The 18,119-nt window shown below is 46.5% G+C and carries 14 protein-coding genes and 1 tRNA gene; 1 reads left to right on the top strand and 14 read right to left on the bottom strand.

Annotated features, from left to right (window positions below; all coding sequences use genetic code 11):
* From MF542_RS17340 to rpsL, 4 genes are all read right to left on the bottom strand, one after another.
* On the bottom strand, positions 1-173 hold a 173-nt coding region (locus MF542_RS17340; RefSeq protein WP_247020845.1), incomplete at its 3' end, for a GTP-binding protein.
* Positions 174-239: 66 nt separating this feature from the next.
* Positions 240-2,321 carry an elongation factor G gene (gene fusA / locus MF542_RS17335; protein ID WP_247021820.1) on the bottom strand — a complete coding sequence of 694 codons (2,082 nt, stop codon included), beginning with the start codon at positions 2,319-2,321 and terminating at the stop codon, positions 240-242.
* A 33-nt stretch (positions 2,322-2,354) separates the two neighbouring features.
* Positions 2,355-2,825, bottom strand: coding sequence for a 30S ribosomal protein S7 (gene rpsG, locus MF542_RS17330; protein WP_247021818.1), 471 nt, complete (start codon positions 2,823-2,825; stop codon positions 2,355-2,357).
* Between the two features lie 21 nt (positions 2,826-2,846).
* The gene (gene rpsL / locus MF542_RS17325) at positions 2,847-3,218 is read right to left on the bottom strand and encodes a 30S ribosomal protein S12 (protein WP_247021816.1); all 372 of its coding nucleotides are present in this window, start codon (positions 3,216-3,218) and stop codon (positions 2,847-2,849) included.
* Positions 3,219-3,615: 397 nt separating this feature from the next.
* Here rpsL and MF542_RS17320 point away from each other — a divergent pair, with 397 nt between their 5' ends.
* On the top strand, positions 3,616-5,544 hold the full coding sequence (locus MF542_RS17320; RefSeq protein WP_247021814.1) for a sulfatase-like hydrolase/transferase: 1,929 nt from the start codon (positions 3,616-3,618) through the stop codon (positions 5,542-5,544).
* A gap of 69 nt (positions 5,545-5,613) precedes the next feature.
* On the opposite strand, the gene rpoC is transcribed toward MF542_RS17320, so the two are convergent.
* The 10 genes from rpoC to MF542_RS17270 all read right to left on the bottom strand — a co-directional run.
* Positions 5,614-9,831: a DNA-directed RNA polymerase subunit beta' gene (gene rpoC, locus MF542_RS17315; RefSeq protein ID WP_247021812.1), complete on the bottom strand. Its 4,218-nt coding sequence runs from the start codon at positions 9,829-9,831 to the stop codon at positions 5,614-5,616.
* 128 nt (positions 9,832-9,959) lie between these two features.
* On the bottom strand, positions 9,960-14,060 hold the full coding sequence (rpoB, locus tag MF542_RS17310; protein WP_247021810.1) for a DNA-directed RNA polymerase subunit beta: 4,101 nt from the start codon (positions 14,058-14,060) through the stop codon (positions 9,960-9,962).
* 239 nt (positions 14,061-14,299) lie between these two features.
* Positions 14,300-14,674: a 50S ribosomal protein L7/L12 gene (gene rplL / locus MF542_RS17305; protein ID WP_247021808.1), complete on the bottom strand. Its 375-nt coding sequence runs from the start codon at positions 14,672-14,674 to the stop codon at positions 14,300-14,302.
* A gap of 97 nt (positions 14,675-14,771) precedes the next feature.
* Complete coding sequence (rplJ, locus tag MF542_RS17300; protein ID WP_247021806.1) at positions 14,772-15,287, bottom strand: 50S ribosomal protein L10; 516 nt, start codon at positions 15,285-15,287, stop codon at positions 14,772-14,774.
* 342 nt (positions 15,288-15,629) lie between these two features.
* The gene (rplA, locus tag MF542_RS17295; protein WP_247021804.1) at positions 15,630-16,325 is read right to left on the bottom strand and encodes a 50S ribosomal protein L1; all 696 of its coding nucleotides are present in this window, start codon (positions 16,323-16,325) and stop codon (positions 15,630-15,632) included.
* A 4-nt stretch (positions 16,326-16,329) separates the two neighbouring features.
* Positions 16,330-16,758, bottom strand: coding sequence for a 50S ribosomal protein L11 (gene rplK, locus MF542_RS17290; RefSeq protein WP_247021802.1), 429 nt, complete (start codon positions 16,756-16,758; stop codon positions 16,330-16,332).
* A 112-nt stretch (positions 16,759-16,870) separates the two neighbouring features.
* Entirely contained in the window at positions 16,871-17,404 is a 534-nt protein-coding gene (gene nusG / locus MF542_RS17285) for a transcription termination/antitermination protein NusG (RefSeq protein ID WP_247021800.1), read from the bottom strand.
* An 11-nt stretch (positions 17,405-17,415) separates the two neighbouring features.
* Positions 17,416-17,607: a preprotein translocase subunit SecE gene (gene secE / locus MF542_RS17280; protein WP_247021798.1), complete on the bottom strand. Its 192-nt coding sequence runs from the start codon at positions 17,605-17,607 to the stop codon at positions 17,416-17,418.
* 131 nt (positions 17,608-17,738) lie between these two features.
* A tRNA-Trp gene (locus tag MF542_RS17275) sits at positions 17,739-17,814 on the bottom strand.
* A gap of 170 nt (positions 17,815-17,984) precedes the next feature.
* A partial coding sequence (locus tag MF542_RS17270) for an EF-Tu C-terminal domain-related protein (RefSeq protein WP_486209772.1) occupies positions 17,985-18,119 on the bottom strand: 135 nt, incomplete at its 5' end.

The following is an 18,119-nucleotide window of genomic DNA, read 5'->3' as shown; positions in this document are numbered from 1 at the left end:
TCACGCTCTTCAGGAGCCTTATCGATGTTCGCGAAATCAACAGCTTCACCGCCTGTTGCTTCAGCTAGAACTTTTGTAATCGCAGCTGTAAGCGTTGTCTTACCGTGGTCAACGTGACCAATAGTACCAACGTTACAGTGCGGCTTATTACGCTCAAACTTTTCTTTAGCCATTTTAAATACCTTTTATATCGGCCCCTGTTTACCAGGGGATCCATAGCATTTGTTTTTCTTTTTTATTTAACCTGCGAGCTTAGCTTTAATTTCGTCAGCTACGTTTGCAGGCACTTCATCGTAATGGTCGAATTGCATAGTGAACTGTGCACGGCCTTGTGTGAATGAACGAAGCTCGTTCACATAACCAAACATGTTCGCAAGAGGAACCATCGCGTTAACAACCGTTGCCGGACCACGAGCTTCTGAGCCCTGAATCTGACCGCGGCGTTTGTTAAGGTCGCCGATTACGTCACCCATATACTCGTCTGGAGTAACAACTTCAACCTTCATCATTGGCTCGAGGAGCTTAATACCGGCATCTTCCGCAGCCTGACGCATCGCACCGCGACCTGCGATTTCAAACGCAAGTACGCTGGAGTCAACATCGTGATACGCACCATCGATCAGGCGTACGCCAAAGTCGATGATTGGGAAGCCAATAAGAGCACCAGCCTCAGCGATATCATTAACACCCTTTTCTACACCTGGGATGTATTCACGAGGAATGTTACCGCCTTTAATTTCGTCTGTGAACTCAATGCCAGTACCACGCTCACCTGGTGTTACCACCATTTTCACGCGACCAAACTGACCAGAACCACCGGACTGTTTCTTGTGAGTGTAATCAACTTCAACTTCACGAGCGAAGCTCTCACGGTATGCTACCTGAGGCGCACCCACTGTACACTCAACCTTGAATTCACGCTTCATGCGATCAACAAGAATATCTAGGTGTAGCTCACCCATACCAGCGATTACTGTCTGACCAGATTCTTCGTCAGATGTAACGCGGAATGATGGATCCTCAGCAGCAAGACGCGCAAGCGCCAGACCCATTTTTTCTTGGTCAGCTTTAGACTTAGGCTCAACAGCAACTTCGATCACAGGATCTGGGAATTCCATGCGCTCAAGAATAACCTGCTTGTTATTCGCACATAGAGTATCACCAGTTGTTGTCTGCTTAAGTCCAGCTAGAGCGATAATATCACCCGCGCGCGCTTCTTTGATGTCTTCACGGCTGTTCGAGTGCATTTCAAGCATACGACCAACTTTTTCTTTACGCTGTTTCACAGAGTTAGTTACCTGTGTACCAGCTTCAAGAACACCAGAGTAGATACGAGCGAATGTTAGTGAGCCCACGAATGGGTCGTTCATGATCTTGAACGCTAGAGCAGAGAACGGCTCGTCGTCAGAAGATTCGCGAACGATTTCTTTTTCGTGATCATCAGCATCCACACCCTTAATCGCTTCAACGTCTGTTGGAGCAGGCATGAAATCGATTACAGCATCAAGAAGTGGCTGAACACCTTTGTTCTTGAATGCAGTACCGTTAAGAACTGGAACGAATAGACCTTCGATTGTACCCTTACGGATAGCAGCCTTCAGCTCTTCTTCGCTAATTTCTTCACCTTCAAGGTACTTTTCAAGAAGCTCTTCATCAGCTTCAACAGCTGTTTCGATCATTTCCATGCGAGCTGTTTCAGCAGCATCAACAAGGTCAGCACGGATATCGTGGTATTCGTAAGAAGCACCAAGATCTTCACCAACCCAAAGAACTTCTTTGAATTTGATAAGATCGATCAGACCTTCGTACTCAGCTTCAGCGCCGATTGGAAGCTGAAGAACAAGTGCGTTAGAACCTAGACGCTCTTTAATCATACCAACACAACGCTCAAAGTTAGCGCCCATGCGGTCCATTTTGTTCACGAAACACATACGTGGAACGTTGTATTTGTCAGCCTGACGCCAAACAGTCTCAGACTGAGGCTCAACACCAGCTACAGAGTCAAATACAGCTACAGCACCATCGAGTACACGAAGGGAACGCTCTACTTCAATTGTGAAGTCTACGTGACCTGGTGTATCAATGATGTTGATGCGGTGATCATTCCAGAAACAAGTAGTCGCAGCGGAAGTAATAGTAATACCGCGCTCCTGCTCTTGCTCCATCCAGTCCATTGTAGCGCCGCCATCGTGTACTTCACCGATTTTGTGGCTACGGCCTGTGTAATAAAGGATACGTTCAGTAGTCGTTGTTTTACCAGCATCAATGTGTGCCATGATGCCGATATTACGATAACGATCGAGTGGCGTTCTGCGTGCCATGGATCAAGTTCCTTATCTAAGAATAACTTCTTATTACCAACGATAGTGTGAGAATGCTTTGTTAGCTTCTGCCATTTTGTGCGTATCTTCACGCTTCTTGACAGCAGCACCACGGCTGTTAGCCGCGTCTTGCAACTCACCTGAAAGACGATCTACCATAGTAGTTTCGTTGCGCTTACGTGCAGCATCGATAATCCAGCGAATAGCTAGAGCTTGCGCACGCTCAGAACGAACTTCTACAGGAACCTGATACGTCGCACCACCAACACGGCGAGAGCGAACCTCAATAGCAGGCTTTACATTATCTAGAGCTTCATGGAACAGGCCAAGAGCTTCAGTTTTCGCGCGCTCTTCGATTTTATCGAATGCACCGTAAACAATGCGCTCTGCTGTAGATTTCTTACCATCATACATCAGGCTGTTCATGAATTTTGTTAGAACTACGTCACCGAACTTTGGATCAGGTAGAACTTCGCGTTTTTCTGCGCTATGACGACGAGACATGCGTTAATTCCTTCTCTAATCTTACTTCGGACGCTTCGTGCCGTACTTAGAACGGCTACGACGACGATCAGCAACACCCTGTGTATCAAGCACACCACGAAGAGTGTGGTAGCGAACACCAGGCAAATCTTTCACACGACCACCACGGATAAGAACAACAGAGTGTTCCTGAAGGTTGTGACCTTCACCCGGGATGTATGATGTCACTTCGTGACCATTTGAAAGACGCACACGCGCAACTTTACGAAGCGCTGAGTTAGGTTTCTTAGGTGTTGTTGTATAAACACGTGTACACACGCCACGTTTTTGTGGACATGCTTCAAGCGCTGGCACTTTATTGTGCGCTGGCTTTGCTTTGCGCGGCTTGCGCACTAGCTGGTTAATGGTAGGCATTTTTATTCCTTGCCGTTTTTCTCTGTCACCATCACCCCAAACGCCTTGTTTTTATGCAGCAAAACAACCTGCATCAGATAATATTTCATATCCAACGAGGCCGTTTGGGAATCAAATTTTCAATTCTCTAAAGCCAGCAAACCCCAGCGTTTGGCTTGATTTAAGCCACCACCTGAGCTCTGGCGAGGTGGGCTACATATACGGAAAATGGCGGAACGTCAAGGATAAAAGGCATCAGATAGTACCAGAGACAACTTAGGCATTTTTACAGATACCTGTATGAGATAAAAACATCCTATGCGAACGTACCCTGTAACATCTAATTTATATGTGAACTTTAGCTATGTAATTTTCCATGTTAGATATACCAAAACCCAGAACCAAATAAGGTGTATTTATGTTTAAAGGATCAAGATTAGTTTTCCTGGGCCTAATATTACTGATTGGTTTAGAAGCTATTTTGCTGGAATTGAGGTATCAAATTTTTACCGGTACGGGCTTTCTTCAATCCAGGCCTCTCTCCAGTACGTTTGATTATATGGCCTTTATTGGCCTGTATCTAAGTAGCTTCATAATTCTCTTTCATCTGCTGAATAAAACTCTTTTTAACCTCACTAAATTTATAAAAATACGGATTGAAAAACCTATTTTTATATTTGGGTCCATTTTTATATTTCTCTACGGCATAAGTCTTGCCGCGCGTTATCAAATATATGCCTACGTAGCTGATCATGTTGACATGACAGTTATTAACGCGATCGCTGGAGGAGATATTCAAAACGCCATTGCATATGTAAAAGATGAAATTTTCGTCTTTATGATACCAAGCTTAATCATACTTGTGATCTTTATAGTTATACTCAAACTGACTAAACCTGAACCAAATGAATATGAAAAATTATCTAAATTACATCGGAGATACTTTCTTGGCGCGATTGGGGTATTAGTCCTCACTGCGATATTAGCCAGTAATCCTGCTATTTTTAATGGTAAGCGTACTATTGCTTTCTACACTATTTTAACCACAGGGAATCTATTGACTGATTTTGACCAAGACGGCAGCAGTTTCTTCAATGTGCCCAGAGATCCAGCACCTCTGGATTCTGATATTCATTGGGGTGCTATTGATATACCTGGTAATGGAATTGATGAAAATGGTCTTGCTGGAGATCTCCCTGCCATTTCATACCAAGATCAAATTAGCCAATCTATCTCTATTCCTGAGCGATTTAAGCATCTTGTTATTGTAGTATCAGAGAGTACCCGAGCAGATATTTTGGAGCACAAGATCAATGATCAATATGTTGCTCCCAATTTAAGAGAGTTGGCACAAAATGGCAGCAGTATAAGCAACGCCTTCAGTCATGCAGGCTTTACCTCAAACAGTTTGTACACTCTATTTTCTGGCAACTATTACTTCGAGCAATCAAGCGACAGTATATTTGAAGCAGCAAAACAGAATGATTTTGAGATATCGATTATATCGGGACAGGATGAAACCTGGGGTAACTTGGATAAACGGTTAAAGACACGAGAAAACGCCGACTTCTTCTTTGATCCGCAAACAGTACCTGAAAAGAGGGTCTTTGCCTCAAAACTTCCGAGTAGCATCAAACTATCAGAGGCCACACTGGTAGAAGCCTTCAAAAAACGGCTCTCCGAAATAAACCCTGAAAAGAGACAATTTTTCTACTTCAACTTTCAGGCTGCCCATTTTCCCTATTCGCACCAATTTATGGATCAGAAATTCGTAGAAAAAGGTATCCCAAGGCGAGACATCACCAAGGCAAATCGGGAGTGGCTGTCAAATACATACTGGAATGCACTCTCTTATATGGATCACTACTTTGGAGAAGTCATTGGGGAGTTAAAGCAAAAAGGGTTATTTGACGAAACGCTTATTATTTTTCTAGGTGATCATGGAGAGTCTTTATTCCATGATGGATTTCTTGGTCATGGGCACAGTATAAACAGAGATCAATTACAGATCCCTCTTGTGCTTTCCGTGCCAGATATAAGTTTTTCGACGCCAACTGGTTTGGCCGATGTATACGGTTGGATGAAAAACTATGTGAATGCAGGACCACACAGCCTCGACAAGAAGGGAAGCTGCGTCTTTATGCATACAGGTCATATGCTTGCTCCTGCACAAATAGGCCAACTATGCGAGGGAGATATCGATCCAGAGGTTTATACTATTTCTTTCGATCAATATGCCGGCCCAGCAAAAAGCCCCGAAGAGCGTGAAAACCGTAAAATAAAAATGGTCCACAACTGGGAAAAAATAGTCTTCGAAGAGTATCTGAAAACGAACCCCCAAAACTAGTCAGCTTATTCAAACAAAAAAAGGCCCACTTCAAAGAAGCGGGCCTTTTTATTGTCTTTAATCTAGCGATTAAGCTTCAGCTTCTTCACCACCTGATGTTGCAGCAGCAAATTCGGCTTCAGCTGTCGCCATAGGATCGTTTGCTTCTTCCTGCTCAGCCATTGCAATAGCATCACGCTTTTGCGCTTCATGGCGCAGGCGGTTCACAACAGAACCGGTACCTGCAGGGATCAGACGACCAACAATCACGTTCTCTTTCAGACCGATAAGCTTATCTTTCTTACCAGCTACAGATGCTTCTGTAAGAACGCGTGTTGTTTCCTGGAACGACGCAGCAGAGATGAAGCTACGTGTCTGCAGGCTAGCTTTGGTAATACCAAGTAGGATTGGGTTACCTTTAGCTGGCAGACGGCTTTCTTCTTCCATCTTCTGGTTAACTGCTTCAAACTCTTCGCGGTCAACTTGCTCACCCGGTAGGAATGTTGTGTCACCAGATGCTGTGATCTCGATCTTCTGAAGCATTTGACGAACGATAACCTCAATGTGCTTATCGTTAATCTTCACACCCTGAAGACGGTATACATCCTGAACCTCTTTCACGAGATAGTTCGCTAGAGCTTCAACACCCATTACCTGAAGGATATCGTGCGGAGCCGGGTTACCGTCTACCAGATATTCGCCCTTCTGAATGAAGTCACCTTCCTGAATAGTGATGTGCTTGCCTTTTGGCACCAGATATTCAACTGGCTCCACACCCTCTTCCTCTGTACGAGGACGAATGCTGATGCGGCGCTTGTTTTTATAGTCACGGCCAAATTCAACAATACCATCGATATCAGCGATAATCGCATGATCCTTCGGACGACGAGCCTCGAAGAGCTCAGCCACACGAGGTAGACCACCAGTAATATCTTTTGTTTTCGCAGCTTCACGAGGAATACGAGCGATCACGTCACCAGCCTGTACGTGACGACCATCTTCCACAGAAAGAATTGCGTCTACAGACAGGAAGTAACGAGCTTCGGTACCGTTTGCCAATTCAACAACGTTATCGTTGTCGTCACGCAAAGTAATACGTGGGCGTAGGTCTGCACCTTTAGGAGCTGAACGCCAGTCTGTTACCACTTTCGATGCGATACCTGTACCTTCGTCAACTACCTCTTTAACGGATACACCGTCAACAAGGTCAACAAGGCGAACAGTACCAGTTTGTTCTGTGATAATCGGAATAGTGTATGGATCCCATTCAGCGAGTTTCTCGCCTTTAACAACCATATCACCTTCGTCTTTGAACAGGTGCGAACCAAATGCCAGACGGTGCTTAGAGCGATCACGACCTTCATCGTCCATCACCACAACTTCCATGTTGCGGCTCATTACGATCTTACGGCCTTTGCTGTCTTCAATAACATTGCGGTTATCGATGCGTACTTTACCATCAGCAGAAGATTCAATCGCAGATTCAGCGTTTACAGTCGCAGCACCACCAATGTGGAACGTACGCATTGTAAGCTGTGTACCTGGCTCACCAATCGACTGAGCGGCGATTACCCCAACAGCTTCACCCATGTTCACTTCAGTACCGCGTGCTAGGTCACGACCGTAACACTTGGCACAAGCACCGTTGCGGGTTTCACATGTCAGAACCGAACGGATCTTCACTTCAGCAATACCAGCTGTTTCAACAGCATCGGCTTTTTCTTCGTCAAGCAGTGTACCTGCTTCAAAGAGAAGCTCACCTGTTACAGGATGGTTCACATCTACAGACAGACAACGACCAAGGATACGCTCTGATAGTGGAACAAGAACGTCACCACCCTCAGATACTTCCTCAACTGTAATACCTTCTTCCGTACCACAATCACGCTCAACGATCACACAGTCCTGAGATACATCTACAAGACGACGTGTCAGGTAACCGGAGTTCGCTGTTTTAAGCGCCGTATCTGCAAGACCTTTACGAGCACCGTGAGAAGAGTTGAAGTATTCTAGTACTGACAGACCTTCTTTAAAGTTCGAGATAATTGGTGTTTCAATAATCTCGCCAGAAGGTTTAGCCATCAGACCACGCATACCAGCAAGCTGTTTCATCTGAGCCGCGGAACCACGAGCACCAGAGTGCGCCATCATGAATACTGAGTTCACATCGCTTTCACGGCCATTATCATCAACCGTTGTGCGCTCCATCTCAGCCATCATAGCTTCAGCAACTTTGTCACCACACTGCGCCCAGGCGTCTACAACTTTGTTGTATTTCTCACCTTGAGTGATCAAACCATCCTGATACTGGTCTTCGAATTCACGAACAACCGCTTTTGTATCATCAACCAGTTTCTCTTTAGCTGGCGGGATAATCATATCGTCTTTACCGAAGGAAATACCAGCGGCACAAGCACGTTTGAAACCTTCACCCATGATACCATCCGCGAACAGTACAGTCTCTTTCTGACCGCAGTGACGGTAAACCACATCAATAACTTCTGTGACTTCTTTCTTCGTCAAACGACGGTTGATTAAGCTGAACGGAACGTTCGGATGCTTCGGAAGGTGGCGAGCAAGAAGCATACGACCCGGCGTTGTTTCAGCGCGGATATATGTTTTCTCACCGTTTTTATCAACAGTTTCGATACGTGCGTTAATTTTGGATTGCAGCGTGATAACCTTGTTATCAAGCGCAAACTCAACTTCATCCATATCGAAGAAGACTTTGCCCTCACCTACATCACCTTCACGCATGGATGTCATGTAGTAGATACCTAGTACAATATCCTGAGACGGAACGATAATCGGCTTACCATTAGCAGGCGACAGGATGTTGTTTGTAGACATCATCAGTACGCGTGCTTCAAGCTGCGCTTCGATAGAAAGTGGTACGTGTACCGCCATCTGGTCACCATCGAAGTCGGCGTTAAAGGCCGCACATACTAGTGGGTGAAGCTGAATAGCTTTACCTTCAATCAGTACTGGCTCAAACGCTTGAATACCAAGACGGTGAAGCGTAGGCGCACGGTTAAGCATTACTGGGTGCTCACGAATTACTTCGTCGAGAATATCCCAAACTTCACGGCGTTCTTTTTCAACCAGTTTCTTCGCAGCTTTAATTGTAGTTGCGATACCTTTGCGGTCTAGGCGCGAATAAATGAACGGCTTGAACAGCTCAAGCGCCATTTTCTTCGGAAGACCACACTGGTGTAGCTTAAGCTCAGGGCCAACCACGATCACAGAACGACCAGAATAGTCAACACGCTTACCAAGAAGGTTCTGACGGAAACGACCCTGCTTACCTTTCAGCATATCTGAAAGAGATTTCAGTGGACGCTTGTTCGCACCAGTGATTGTACGACCACGACGACCGTTATCAAACAGCGCATCAACAGATTCCTGAAGCATCCGTTTTTCGTTACGGATGATAATATCAGGTGCACGAAGCTCAATCAGGCGCTTCAGACGGTTGTTACGGTTGATTACGCGGCGATATAGATCGTTCAGATCAGATGTTGCGAAACGACCACCATCCAGTGGAACAAGAGGACGTAGCTCTGGTGGAATTACCGGAACAACCTCAAGGATCATCCACTCTGGGCGGTTGCCAGAATCGATAAAGCTTTCAACAACTTTCAAACGCTTGATGATCTTCTTAGGCTTAAGCTCAGACTTAGTCTCAGCAAGCTCTTTAAGAAGCTTTTCACGCTCATCTTCAAGGTCCATTGACTGAAGAAGCTTGCGAATAGCTTCCGCACCGATGCCTGCAGTGAAGCTATCTTCACCATATTCATCTTGCGCGCGGTAATAATCATCTTCTGAAAGAAGTTGGAATTGCTTAAGCGGTGTTAGGCCCGGCTCAATAACAACATAATACTCAAAGTAGAGAACACGCTCCAGGTCTTTGAGCATCATATCAAGCAGTAGGCCAATACGGCTTGGTAGTGACTTAAGGAACCAAATGTGCGCTACAGGAGCAGCAAGGTCGATATGCCCCATGCGCTCACGGCGAACTTTGGAAAGCGTAACTTCCACACCACATTTCTCACAGATAATGCCGCGGTACTTCATACGCTTGTATTTGCCACAGAGACATTCGTAATCTTTTACCGGGCCAAAAATACGTGCACAGAAAAGACCGTCTTTCTCAGGCTTGAAAGTACGGTAGTTGATTGTCTCAGGTTTTTTAATCTCACCGAAAGACCAGGAGCGGATACGCTCTGGAGACGCAATCGAGATTTGAATCTGATCAAACGTCTCAGGTTTCTGGTTCGGGTTGAAGTATTTCATCACTTCTTGGTTCATGTCCGGCTTCTCTTAATTTCTGTGGAACCTTTTTATCAAGGGGTTCCAATCGCCTTCCAAAACAAATGCCTACCATCAAACTTGGTAAGCAGGCCGGAGCAAGCCCCGGCCAAACTCAAGGATACTGGTTACTCGTCTGTGCCAGTGATCAGCTCAACATTCAGACAGAGCGATCTCATTTCCTTCACAAGTACGTTGAAGGATTCTGGGATGCCTGCTTCAAATGTATCATCGCCGCGTACGATAGCTTCATAAACCTTCGTACGACCCTGTACATCATCAGACTTAACAGTAAGCATTTCCTGAAGCGTGTATGCAGCACCATAAGCTTGCAGTGCCCACACCTCCATCTCACCAAAGCGCTGACCACCAAACTGAGCCTTACCACCAAGCGGCTGCTGGGTAACGAGGCTGTATGGGCCAATAGAACGCGCGTGGATTTTATCATCCACAAGGTGGTGAAGCTTCAGCATGTAAATGTAACCAACTGTTACCTTACGGTCGAACTTCTCACCAGTACGGCCATCGTAGAGGTCAACCTGACCAGAGCTATCAAGACCTGCTTTCTCAAGCATTGTCACGATATCTGCTTCTACAGCACCGTTAAATACAGGTGTACCCATTGGAACACCGTTAGTGAGGTTACCAGCAAGCTCCAGAATCTGATCATCATCAAGATCAGCTACATCGCTTTCAAACTGCTCATCACCGTATACATCTTTGAACTTCGTGCGGAACTCATCGATCTGTGTCTGACCATGTCGGTATGCTTCAAGCATGCCATCGATCTGACGACCAAGACCACGAGATGCCCAGCCAAGGTGTGTTTCAAGAATCTGACCCACGTTCATACGTGATGGTACACCAAGCGGGTTGAGTACAACATCAACCGGCGTACCGTCATCAAGGTGAGGCATATCTTCTTGTGGCAGAATACGAGAGATAACACCTTTGTTACCGTGACGACCCGCCATCTTATCACCAGGCTGTAGCTTACGCTTAACAGCAACGAAAACCTTAACCATCTTCAGAACGCCAGGAGCAAGCTCATCACCGCGCTGAAGTTTTTCGATTTTCTCGTCGAAGCGGCTCTTAAGCTGAGCACGGCTATCGTCGAACTGTTTGCGAAGTGCTTCGATATCAGCCATTGCCTGATCACCATCAACAGCAAGATCCCACCACTGAATACGACGAAGCTCTTCTAGACCCTCTTCAGTGATCGCTGTGCCCTTCTTCATTTCCTTTGTGCCAGACGTTACAGTCTTACCAACTAGGAAACCACTCAAACGGCCATAGATGTTGCGTTCAAGAATTGCACGCTCATCTTCGCGGTCTTTTGTGAGGCGCTCGATCTCTTCACGTTCGATTGTAAGAGCACGTTCGTCTTTATCCACACCGTGGCGGTTAAATACGCGTACTTCCACAACTGTACCAGCAACACCTGGCGGCAAGCGCATGGATGTATCACGAACATCAGAAGCTTTCTCACCAAAGATAGCACGCAGAAGTTTTTCTTCCGGTGTCATCGGGCTTTCGCCTTTTGGTGTGATCTTACCTACAAGGATATCACCAGGGTGAACCTGTGCACCAACGTAAACAATACCAGCTTCATCAAGGTTCTTAAGGCCTTCTTCACCCACGTTTGGAATATCACGTGTGATTTCCTCTGGGCCAAGTTTCGTATCACGTGCCATCACTTCGAACTCGTCGATGTGGATAGATGTGAATACGTCCTCTTTCACGATACGCTCGGAAATAAGGATGGAATCCTCGAAGTTGTAACCATTCCACGGCATGAACGCTACAAGTGCGTTACGACCAAGAGCCAGTTCACCCATATCTGTAGATGGGCCATCACAAACGATATCGCCCTTCTTGATACGGTCGCCCACTTTTACTAGCGGACGCTGGTTAATACATGTGTTTTGGTTCGAACGTTGGAACTTGTGAAGTGTGTAGATATCTACACCAGACTTACCAGGGTCCAGTTCTTCAGTCGCACGGATAACAATACGTGTTGCATCAACCTGCTCAACCACACCAGTACGGCGGGCAGCGATTGCAGCACCACTATCAGCAGCAACTGTTTTCTCCATACCTGTACCAACGAACGGTGCTTCAGCACGCACGAGCGGTACAGCCTGACGCTGCATGTTTGATCCCATAAGTGCGCGGTTCGCATCATCGTTCTCAAGGAACGGAATAAGCGATGCCGCAACGGATACAAGCTGCTTTGGTGAAACGTCCATCAGATCGATAGTAGAGCTATCCGACATCAGGTATTCACCGCTTTGGCGACAGGAAACAAGATCGTTCGCGAAAGTCATATCTTCGGTAAGCTCTGCTGTTGCTTGCGCAACTTTGAAGCGGCCCTCTTCCATAGCTGAAAGATATACAACTTCATCAGTTACTTTACCGTCGATAACTTTACGGTATGGGCTTTCAATAAAGCCGTACTTGTTTACTTGTGCGTATGTCGCAAGTGAGTTGATCAGACCAATGTTTGGACCCTCAGGAGTCTCAATCGGACAGATACGACCATAGTGCGTTGCGTGTACGTCACGTACCTCAAAGCCAGCACGCTCACGTGTAAGACCACCAGGGCCAAGCGCAGACATACGGCGTTTGTGTGTAATTTCTGAAAGTGGGTTTGTTTGGTCCATAAACTGTGAAAGCTGTGAGGAACCAAAGAATTCACGAACAGATGCAACAACCGGCTTCGCATTGATAAGATCATGCGGCATCACAGTGTCGATATCTACAGAAGACATGCGCTCGCGGATTGCACGCTCCATACGAAGAAGACCAATACGGTACTGGTTCTCCATAAGCTCACCAACAGAACGAACACGACGGTTACCAAGGTGGTCAATATCGTCGATTTCACCGCGGCCATCTTTAAGCTCAACAAGTGTCTTAAGCGTAGAAAGGATATCTTCTTTGCGAAGAGTGCCAACGCTATCATCACAGTCTAGGTCAAGGCGCATATTCATCTTCACACGACCAACGTCGGAAAGATCATAACGCTCGCTATCAAAGAACAAACCGTAGAACAGAGCTTCAGCTGTTTCTTTGGTTGGTGGCTCACCTGGGCGCATAACCTTGTAGATTTCAGCTAGAGCACCATCATGACACTCAACTTTATCTACTTTCAGTGTATTACGGATGTATGGGCCAACAGAAGCTTCGTCGATATCAAGTACTTCAATTTCGTCAAAACCTGCAGCTGCTAGTGCATCGATATCGTCTTCACCAAGCTCATCGCCTGCTTCAACGTAGATCGCACCAGTTTGCTCGTTGATCATATCTTTCGCAACGAACTTGCCAAAGATCACATCATCAGGAACAAGAATTGCCTCAACACCGTCTTTTTCAAGCTTCTTAGCCAGACGTGGAGTTACTTTCTTGCCTTCTTCAACAACAACTTCACCAGAGTCAGCGTTGATCAGATCAAAGCTTGGCTTTTGACCGCGCCATGCTTCACCCTTGAACGGCATACGCCAGCCACCTTCCGCACGGCGGTAGGTCACTGTTTTATAGAAGTATTCAAGAATATCTTCCGCTGTCATGCCTAGCGCATACATCATTGTTGTAGCTGGCAACTTACGGCGACGGTCGATACGAACGTTTACGATGTCTTTTGGATCAAACTCAAAATCGAGCCATGAACCACGGTAAGGGATTACACGTGCAGCAAACAGGAATTTACCTGAGCTGTGTGTTTTACCACGGTCATGATCGAAGAACACACCTGGGGAACGGTGCATCTGAGAAACGATCACACGCTCTGTACCGTTCACAACGAAAGTACCGTTGTCGGTCATAAGCGGCAGGTCGCCCATGTAAACATCTTGTTCTTTAATATCGAGAACAGATTTCGCTTCGGTCTCAGGATCAACCTCAAACACGATAAGACGGAGAGTTACGCGCAGCGGTGCAGCGTAAGTGATATCGCGCTGCTGGCACTCTTCTACGTCAAACTTGGGCGCTTCCAGTTCATACCGAACATATTCAAGAGATGCTGTGTTCGCAAAATCCTGTATTGGGAATACAGATTTCAGAACTCTTTCAAGTCCAGAGCTTAAACGCTCCTCTTCATCTGCACCTGCGCGGAAGAAATGGTCATAGGACCGTCGTTGAACCTCAATGAGATTCGGCATTTGCGTTACTTCGGAGATAGAACCGAAATCTTTACGCACGCGCTTACGACCAGTAAATGAAGTCGCCATGCTTCGCCCTCGTTCCTTTAGCTGTGCCTACCCTGAGCTAAATACACTGCCCAGTTCGGCTGTCAAAATAGAGCCTAGGGGAATAATCTACCCTAAACTCCTGAAAATCCAAGTATTTTGAGCGCAGCCCACTTCGCCACCTCAAATATGGAGCTTATATTTAGGTCCCAAGCTCTCAGGACGCCGAAAGGCCGGGAGCGAAAATCGCTTCCGACCTCTGGTTTGTTTTACTTAAGAAATTACTTAAGTTCAACTTTAGCGCCAGCAGCTTCAAGCTTACCTTTAAGCTCTTCTGCTTCGTCTTTAGATACAGCTTCTTTAACTGTCTTAGGTGCACCTTCAACAAGCTCTTTAGCTTCTTTAAGACCTAGACCAGTAATAGCGCGAACTTCTTTAATCACGTTGATTTTCTTCGCACCAGCGTCTGCAAGAACTACGTCGAACTCGTCTTTCTCTTCAGCAGCAGCTTCACCACCAGCAGCGCCAGCAGCAGCTACAGCAACAGGTGCAGCAGCAGATACGCCCCAAGTTTCTTCAAGCATCTTAGAAAGCTCAGCAGCTTCCATAACTGTAAGAGCAGATAGTTCTTCTACGATTTTTGCGAGATCAGCCATTTTAACTCACTCCAAATTTGCGGTCCATTCAAGGATCCGCGTGTCATAATGCATAATAATTAGGCGGCCAGGGCCACCCGGGATACTTTTTTAAAGTCTAAGCTGCGTCTTTGTCGCCGTAAGCGCCAAATACACGAGCCAGTTGGCCCGCTGGAGCTGCCGTAACCGCTGCGATCTTCTGAGCAGGAGCTTGTAGTAGACCCACAAGTTTGCCACGAAGTTCGTCGAGGGATGGAAGCTCGGCAAGTGCTTTAACACCAGCTTGATCCAGCACGTTAGCGCCCATGCCACCACCAAGGATACGAAGCTTTTCGTTGTCCTTAGCGAATTTAGCAAGAGCTTTAGGTGCGGATACTGGGTCAGCAGCAAAACCGATTGCTGTAGGACCTGTAAACAGGTCAGCAATACCTTCGTATTCAGTACCTTTAAGCGCAAGACGAGTTAGACGGTTCTTGGTTACTTTAAGTGTAGCACCCACTTCACGCATTTGCGCACGCAGTGCAGTAATCTCAGCAACTGTCAGACCATCGTAGTGTACAACTACAACAGACGCAGCGTCCGAGAATACTTCGTGCATGGATGCAACCAGATCCTGCTTTTCGGCTCTTTCCACTTTTCTCGTCTCCGACTATGAGAACCATATAAATGGTCTCGTCAATTTGAGCCCTGTATTACCTCAAAAACTCTATACATCGAAGTAATACGCTACCCTGTCCAGGGCGCAGGATGGATTACATCCGATCCTGTAGGAACCGCACATCGCCTTTCGGCAAAATTCCCTTACCCATCTCATACAGGCCACAGTGTTGCGAATACTGCTTCTTTTAAAATCTGAAGGTCGCTCACTAGAAACACACTTCAGTTCACCTGTAATCTCGGACAGTTACTCCCATTCAGGCAAAACACCCGCCCAAATGTGTGTGCCGCACCGAAGCGCGACACAAATCTTTTATAATTAAGCTTCTAGTGTCGCTACGTCGATCTTAAGGCCTGGGCCCATAGAAGATGACATCGCAACGCGCTTAACATATGTACCTTTAGCGCCTGATGGCTTAGCTTTAATTACAGCATTGATGAAAGATACAGCATTCTCAATGATCTGCTCTTCACCGAAGCTAGCTTTACCAACACCACCGTGGATGATACCTGCTTTTTCAACACGGTACTCAACCTGGCCAGCTTTCGCCGCTTCTACAGCCGCTTTCACGTCCATAGTAACAGTACCAAGCTTAGGGTTTGGCATAAGACCTTTAGGACCAAGAACCTTACCAAGACGACCAACAACAGCCATCATGTCAGGAGTTGCGATCACACGGTCAAAGTCCATGTTACCTTTTTGGATATCTTCCATCAGGTCTTCTGCGCCAACTACATCAGCGCCAGCTGCTGTTGCTTCTTCAGCCTTAGGGCCACGAGCAAACACAGCTACACGCATAGTTTTACCAGTACCGTGTGGAAGAGACACAACGCCGCGAACCATCTGGTCAGCGTGACGTGGGTCAACACCAAGGTTCATAGAAACTTCAATAGTCTCATCGAATTTCACTGCAGAGCGAGCTTTAAGTTCAGCAACAGCTTCTGAAACTGTGTAAAGCTTTTCACGGTCTAGACCGTCCCAAGCTTTAGCCATACGTTTTGCAACTTTTGCCATCTTATTAACCCTCTACCTCGAAGCCCATGGAGCGAGCAGAACCTTCGATGATCAGCATAGCTGCTTCGATATCGTTCGCGCTCAGATCAACCATCTTAGCTTCAGCGATTTCTTTAACCTGTGCACGTGTTACTTTACCAGCAACCGCACGGCCAGGAGTTGAACCACCAGACTTAAGACCAGCAGCTTTCTTTAGAAGGAAAGATGCAGGTGGTGTCTTGATTTCGAATGTGAATGAACGGTCTGCATACACAGTGATGATTGTCGGGATTGGCATCCCAGCTTCCATCTTCTGTGTTTTAGCGTTAAACGCCTTACAGAATTCCATAATGTTCACACCGCGCTGACCAAGAGCTGGACCAATTGGAGGTGACGGGTTCGCTTTACCAGCAGGTACCTGAAGCTTCAGGTAACCATCAATCTTCTTTGCCATTGTATTTCCCTTTCGAAAAACATCAGAAGTGATCAACCACTTCAATTAGGGTGCGCGGTGCGGCCAATGGCGCGGCCTACCGCACTTCACTCAGGATTACCCCGAATTCTTATTAAACTTTTTCAACCTGGCCGTATTCCAGCTCAACAGGCGTTGCGCGACCGAAGATAGACACAGACACTTTCAAGCGTGCTTTATCCTCATCCACCTCTTCAACGATACCGTTAAAGCTCGCGAATGGGCCATCTGTAACCTTAACTTCTTCACCAACTTCATAAACAATATTCGGACGTGGGCGCTCAACACCTTCCTCAACCTGGTTAAGGATGCGAGCAGCCTCAGCTTCTGAAATCGGGCTTGGGCGACCATTCGCGCCAAGAAAGCCAGTTACCTTAGCGTGAGCATTCACAAGGTGGTATGTATCATCTGTAAGAACCATCTTCACAAGCACATAACCAGGGAAGAATTTCTTCTCAGACGAAACCTTCTTACCTTTACGAACCTCAATCACTTCTTCAGTCGGAACAATCACGTCATCAACCAGAGCCTCAAGCCCCTGAATCCGCGCCTGTTCCTTAACAGCTGCCGCCACCTTAGCTTCAAAGCCAGAATAAGCATGAATAATATACCAGCGAGATTTGCTCATATTATTAACTCCTAAAGGCCAAGCAGCGCTTGCACGCCAGCGTTAAGCAGATAATCAACACCAAGGAAGAACACAGCCATAATCACAACCATTACAAAAACCATCACAGACGTGATTCCCGCCTCTTTCGGCGTAGGCCAAGTAACTTTAGCGCCTTCACGCTTTACCTGACGGAAAAATTCACCTGGCGATGTTTTTGCCATGTTCGATCCTTTATAATTACCCAACAAGCCCGCGCTTCTCTTACCAAAAACCGCAGGCTAATCAATCCATTATCTATAAGGCGCTTAAAACTAAAGAGCTTTCATGCAGCCTATTTTTCTATTCGATCTAATGGCAGGGGCGGAGGGACTCGAACCCCCGACACCCGGTTTTGGAGACCGGTGCTCTACCAACTGAGCTACGCCCCTAGACCGTTAGTTCGTCACTAGCGAGGGCTGCGGTTTACCGCTCTATCGCGTCCCTTGCAAGTGTTTTTTGTCATTTTTTTTAAATGACTTACTGCGCTTCAATTTTCAATCAATCACTGCGCAAGAAAATGGGCCGGCAAGACCGACCCACTTTTCATTTATTACCGAAATTATTCGATGATTTCAGCTACAACGCCGGCGCCTACAGTACGGCCACCTTCGCGGATAGCAAAACGAAGACCTTCGTCCATCGCGATTGGTGCGATAAGCTCAACCTTCAGGTTCACGTTATCACCAGGCATTAC

This window comes from Kordiimonas laminariae, from assembly GCF_023008165.1.
GTDB classification, from domain to species: Bacteria; Pseudomonadota; Alphaproteobacteria; order Sphingomonadales; family Kordiimonadaceae; genus Kordiimonas; species Kordiimonas laminariae.
The sequence above is the reverse complement of the archived record's forward strand: the minus strand, read 5'-3'. Positions and strand labels throughout refer to the sequence as shown.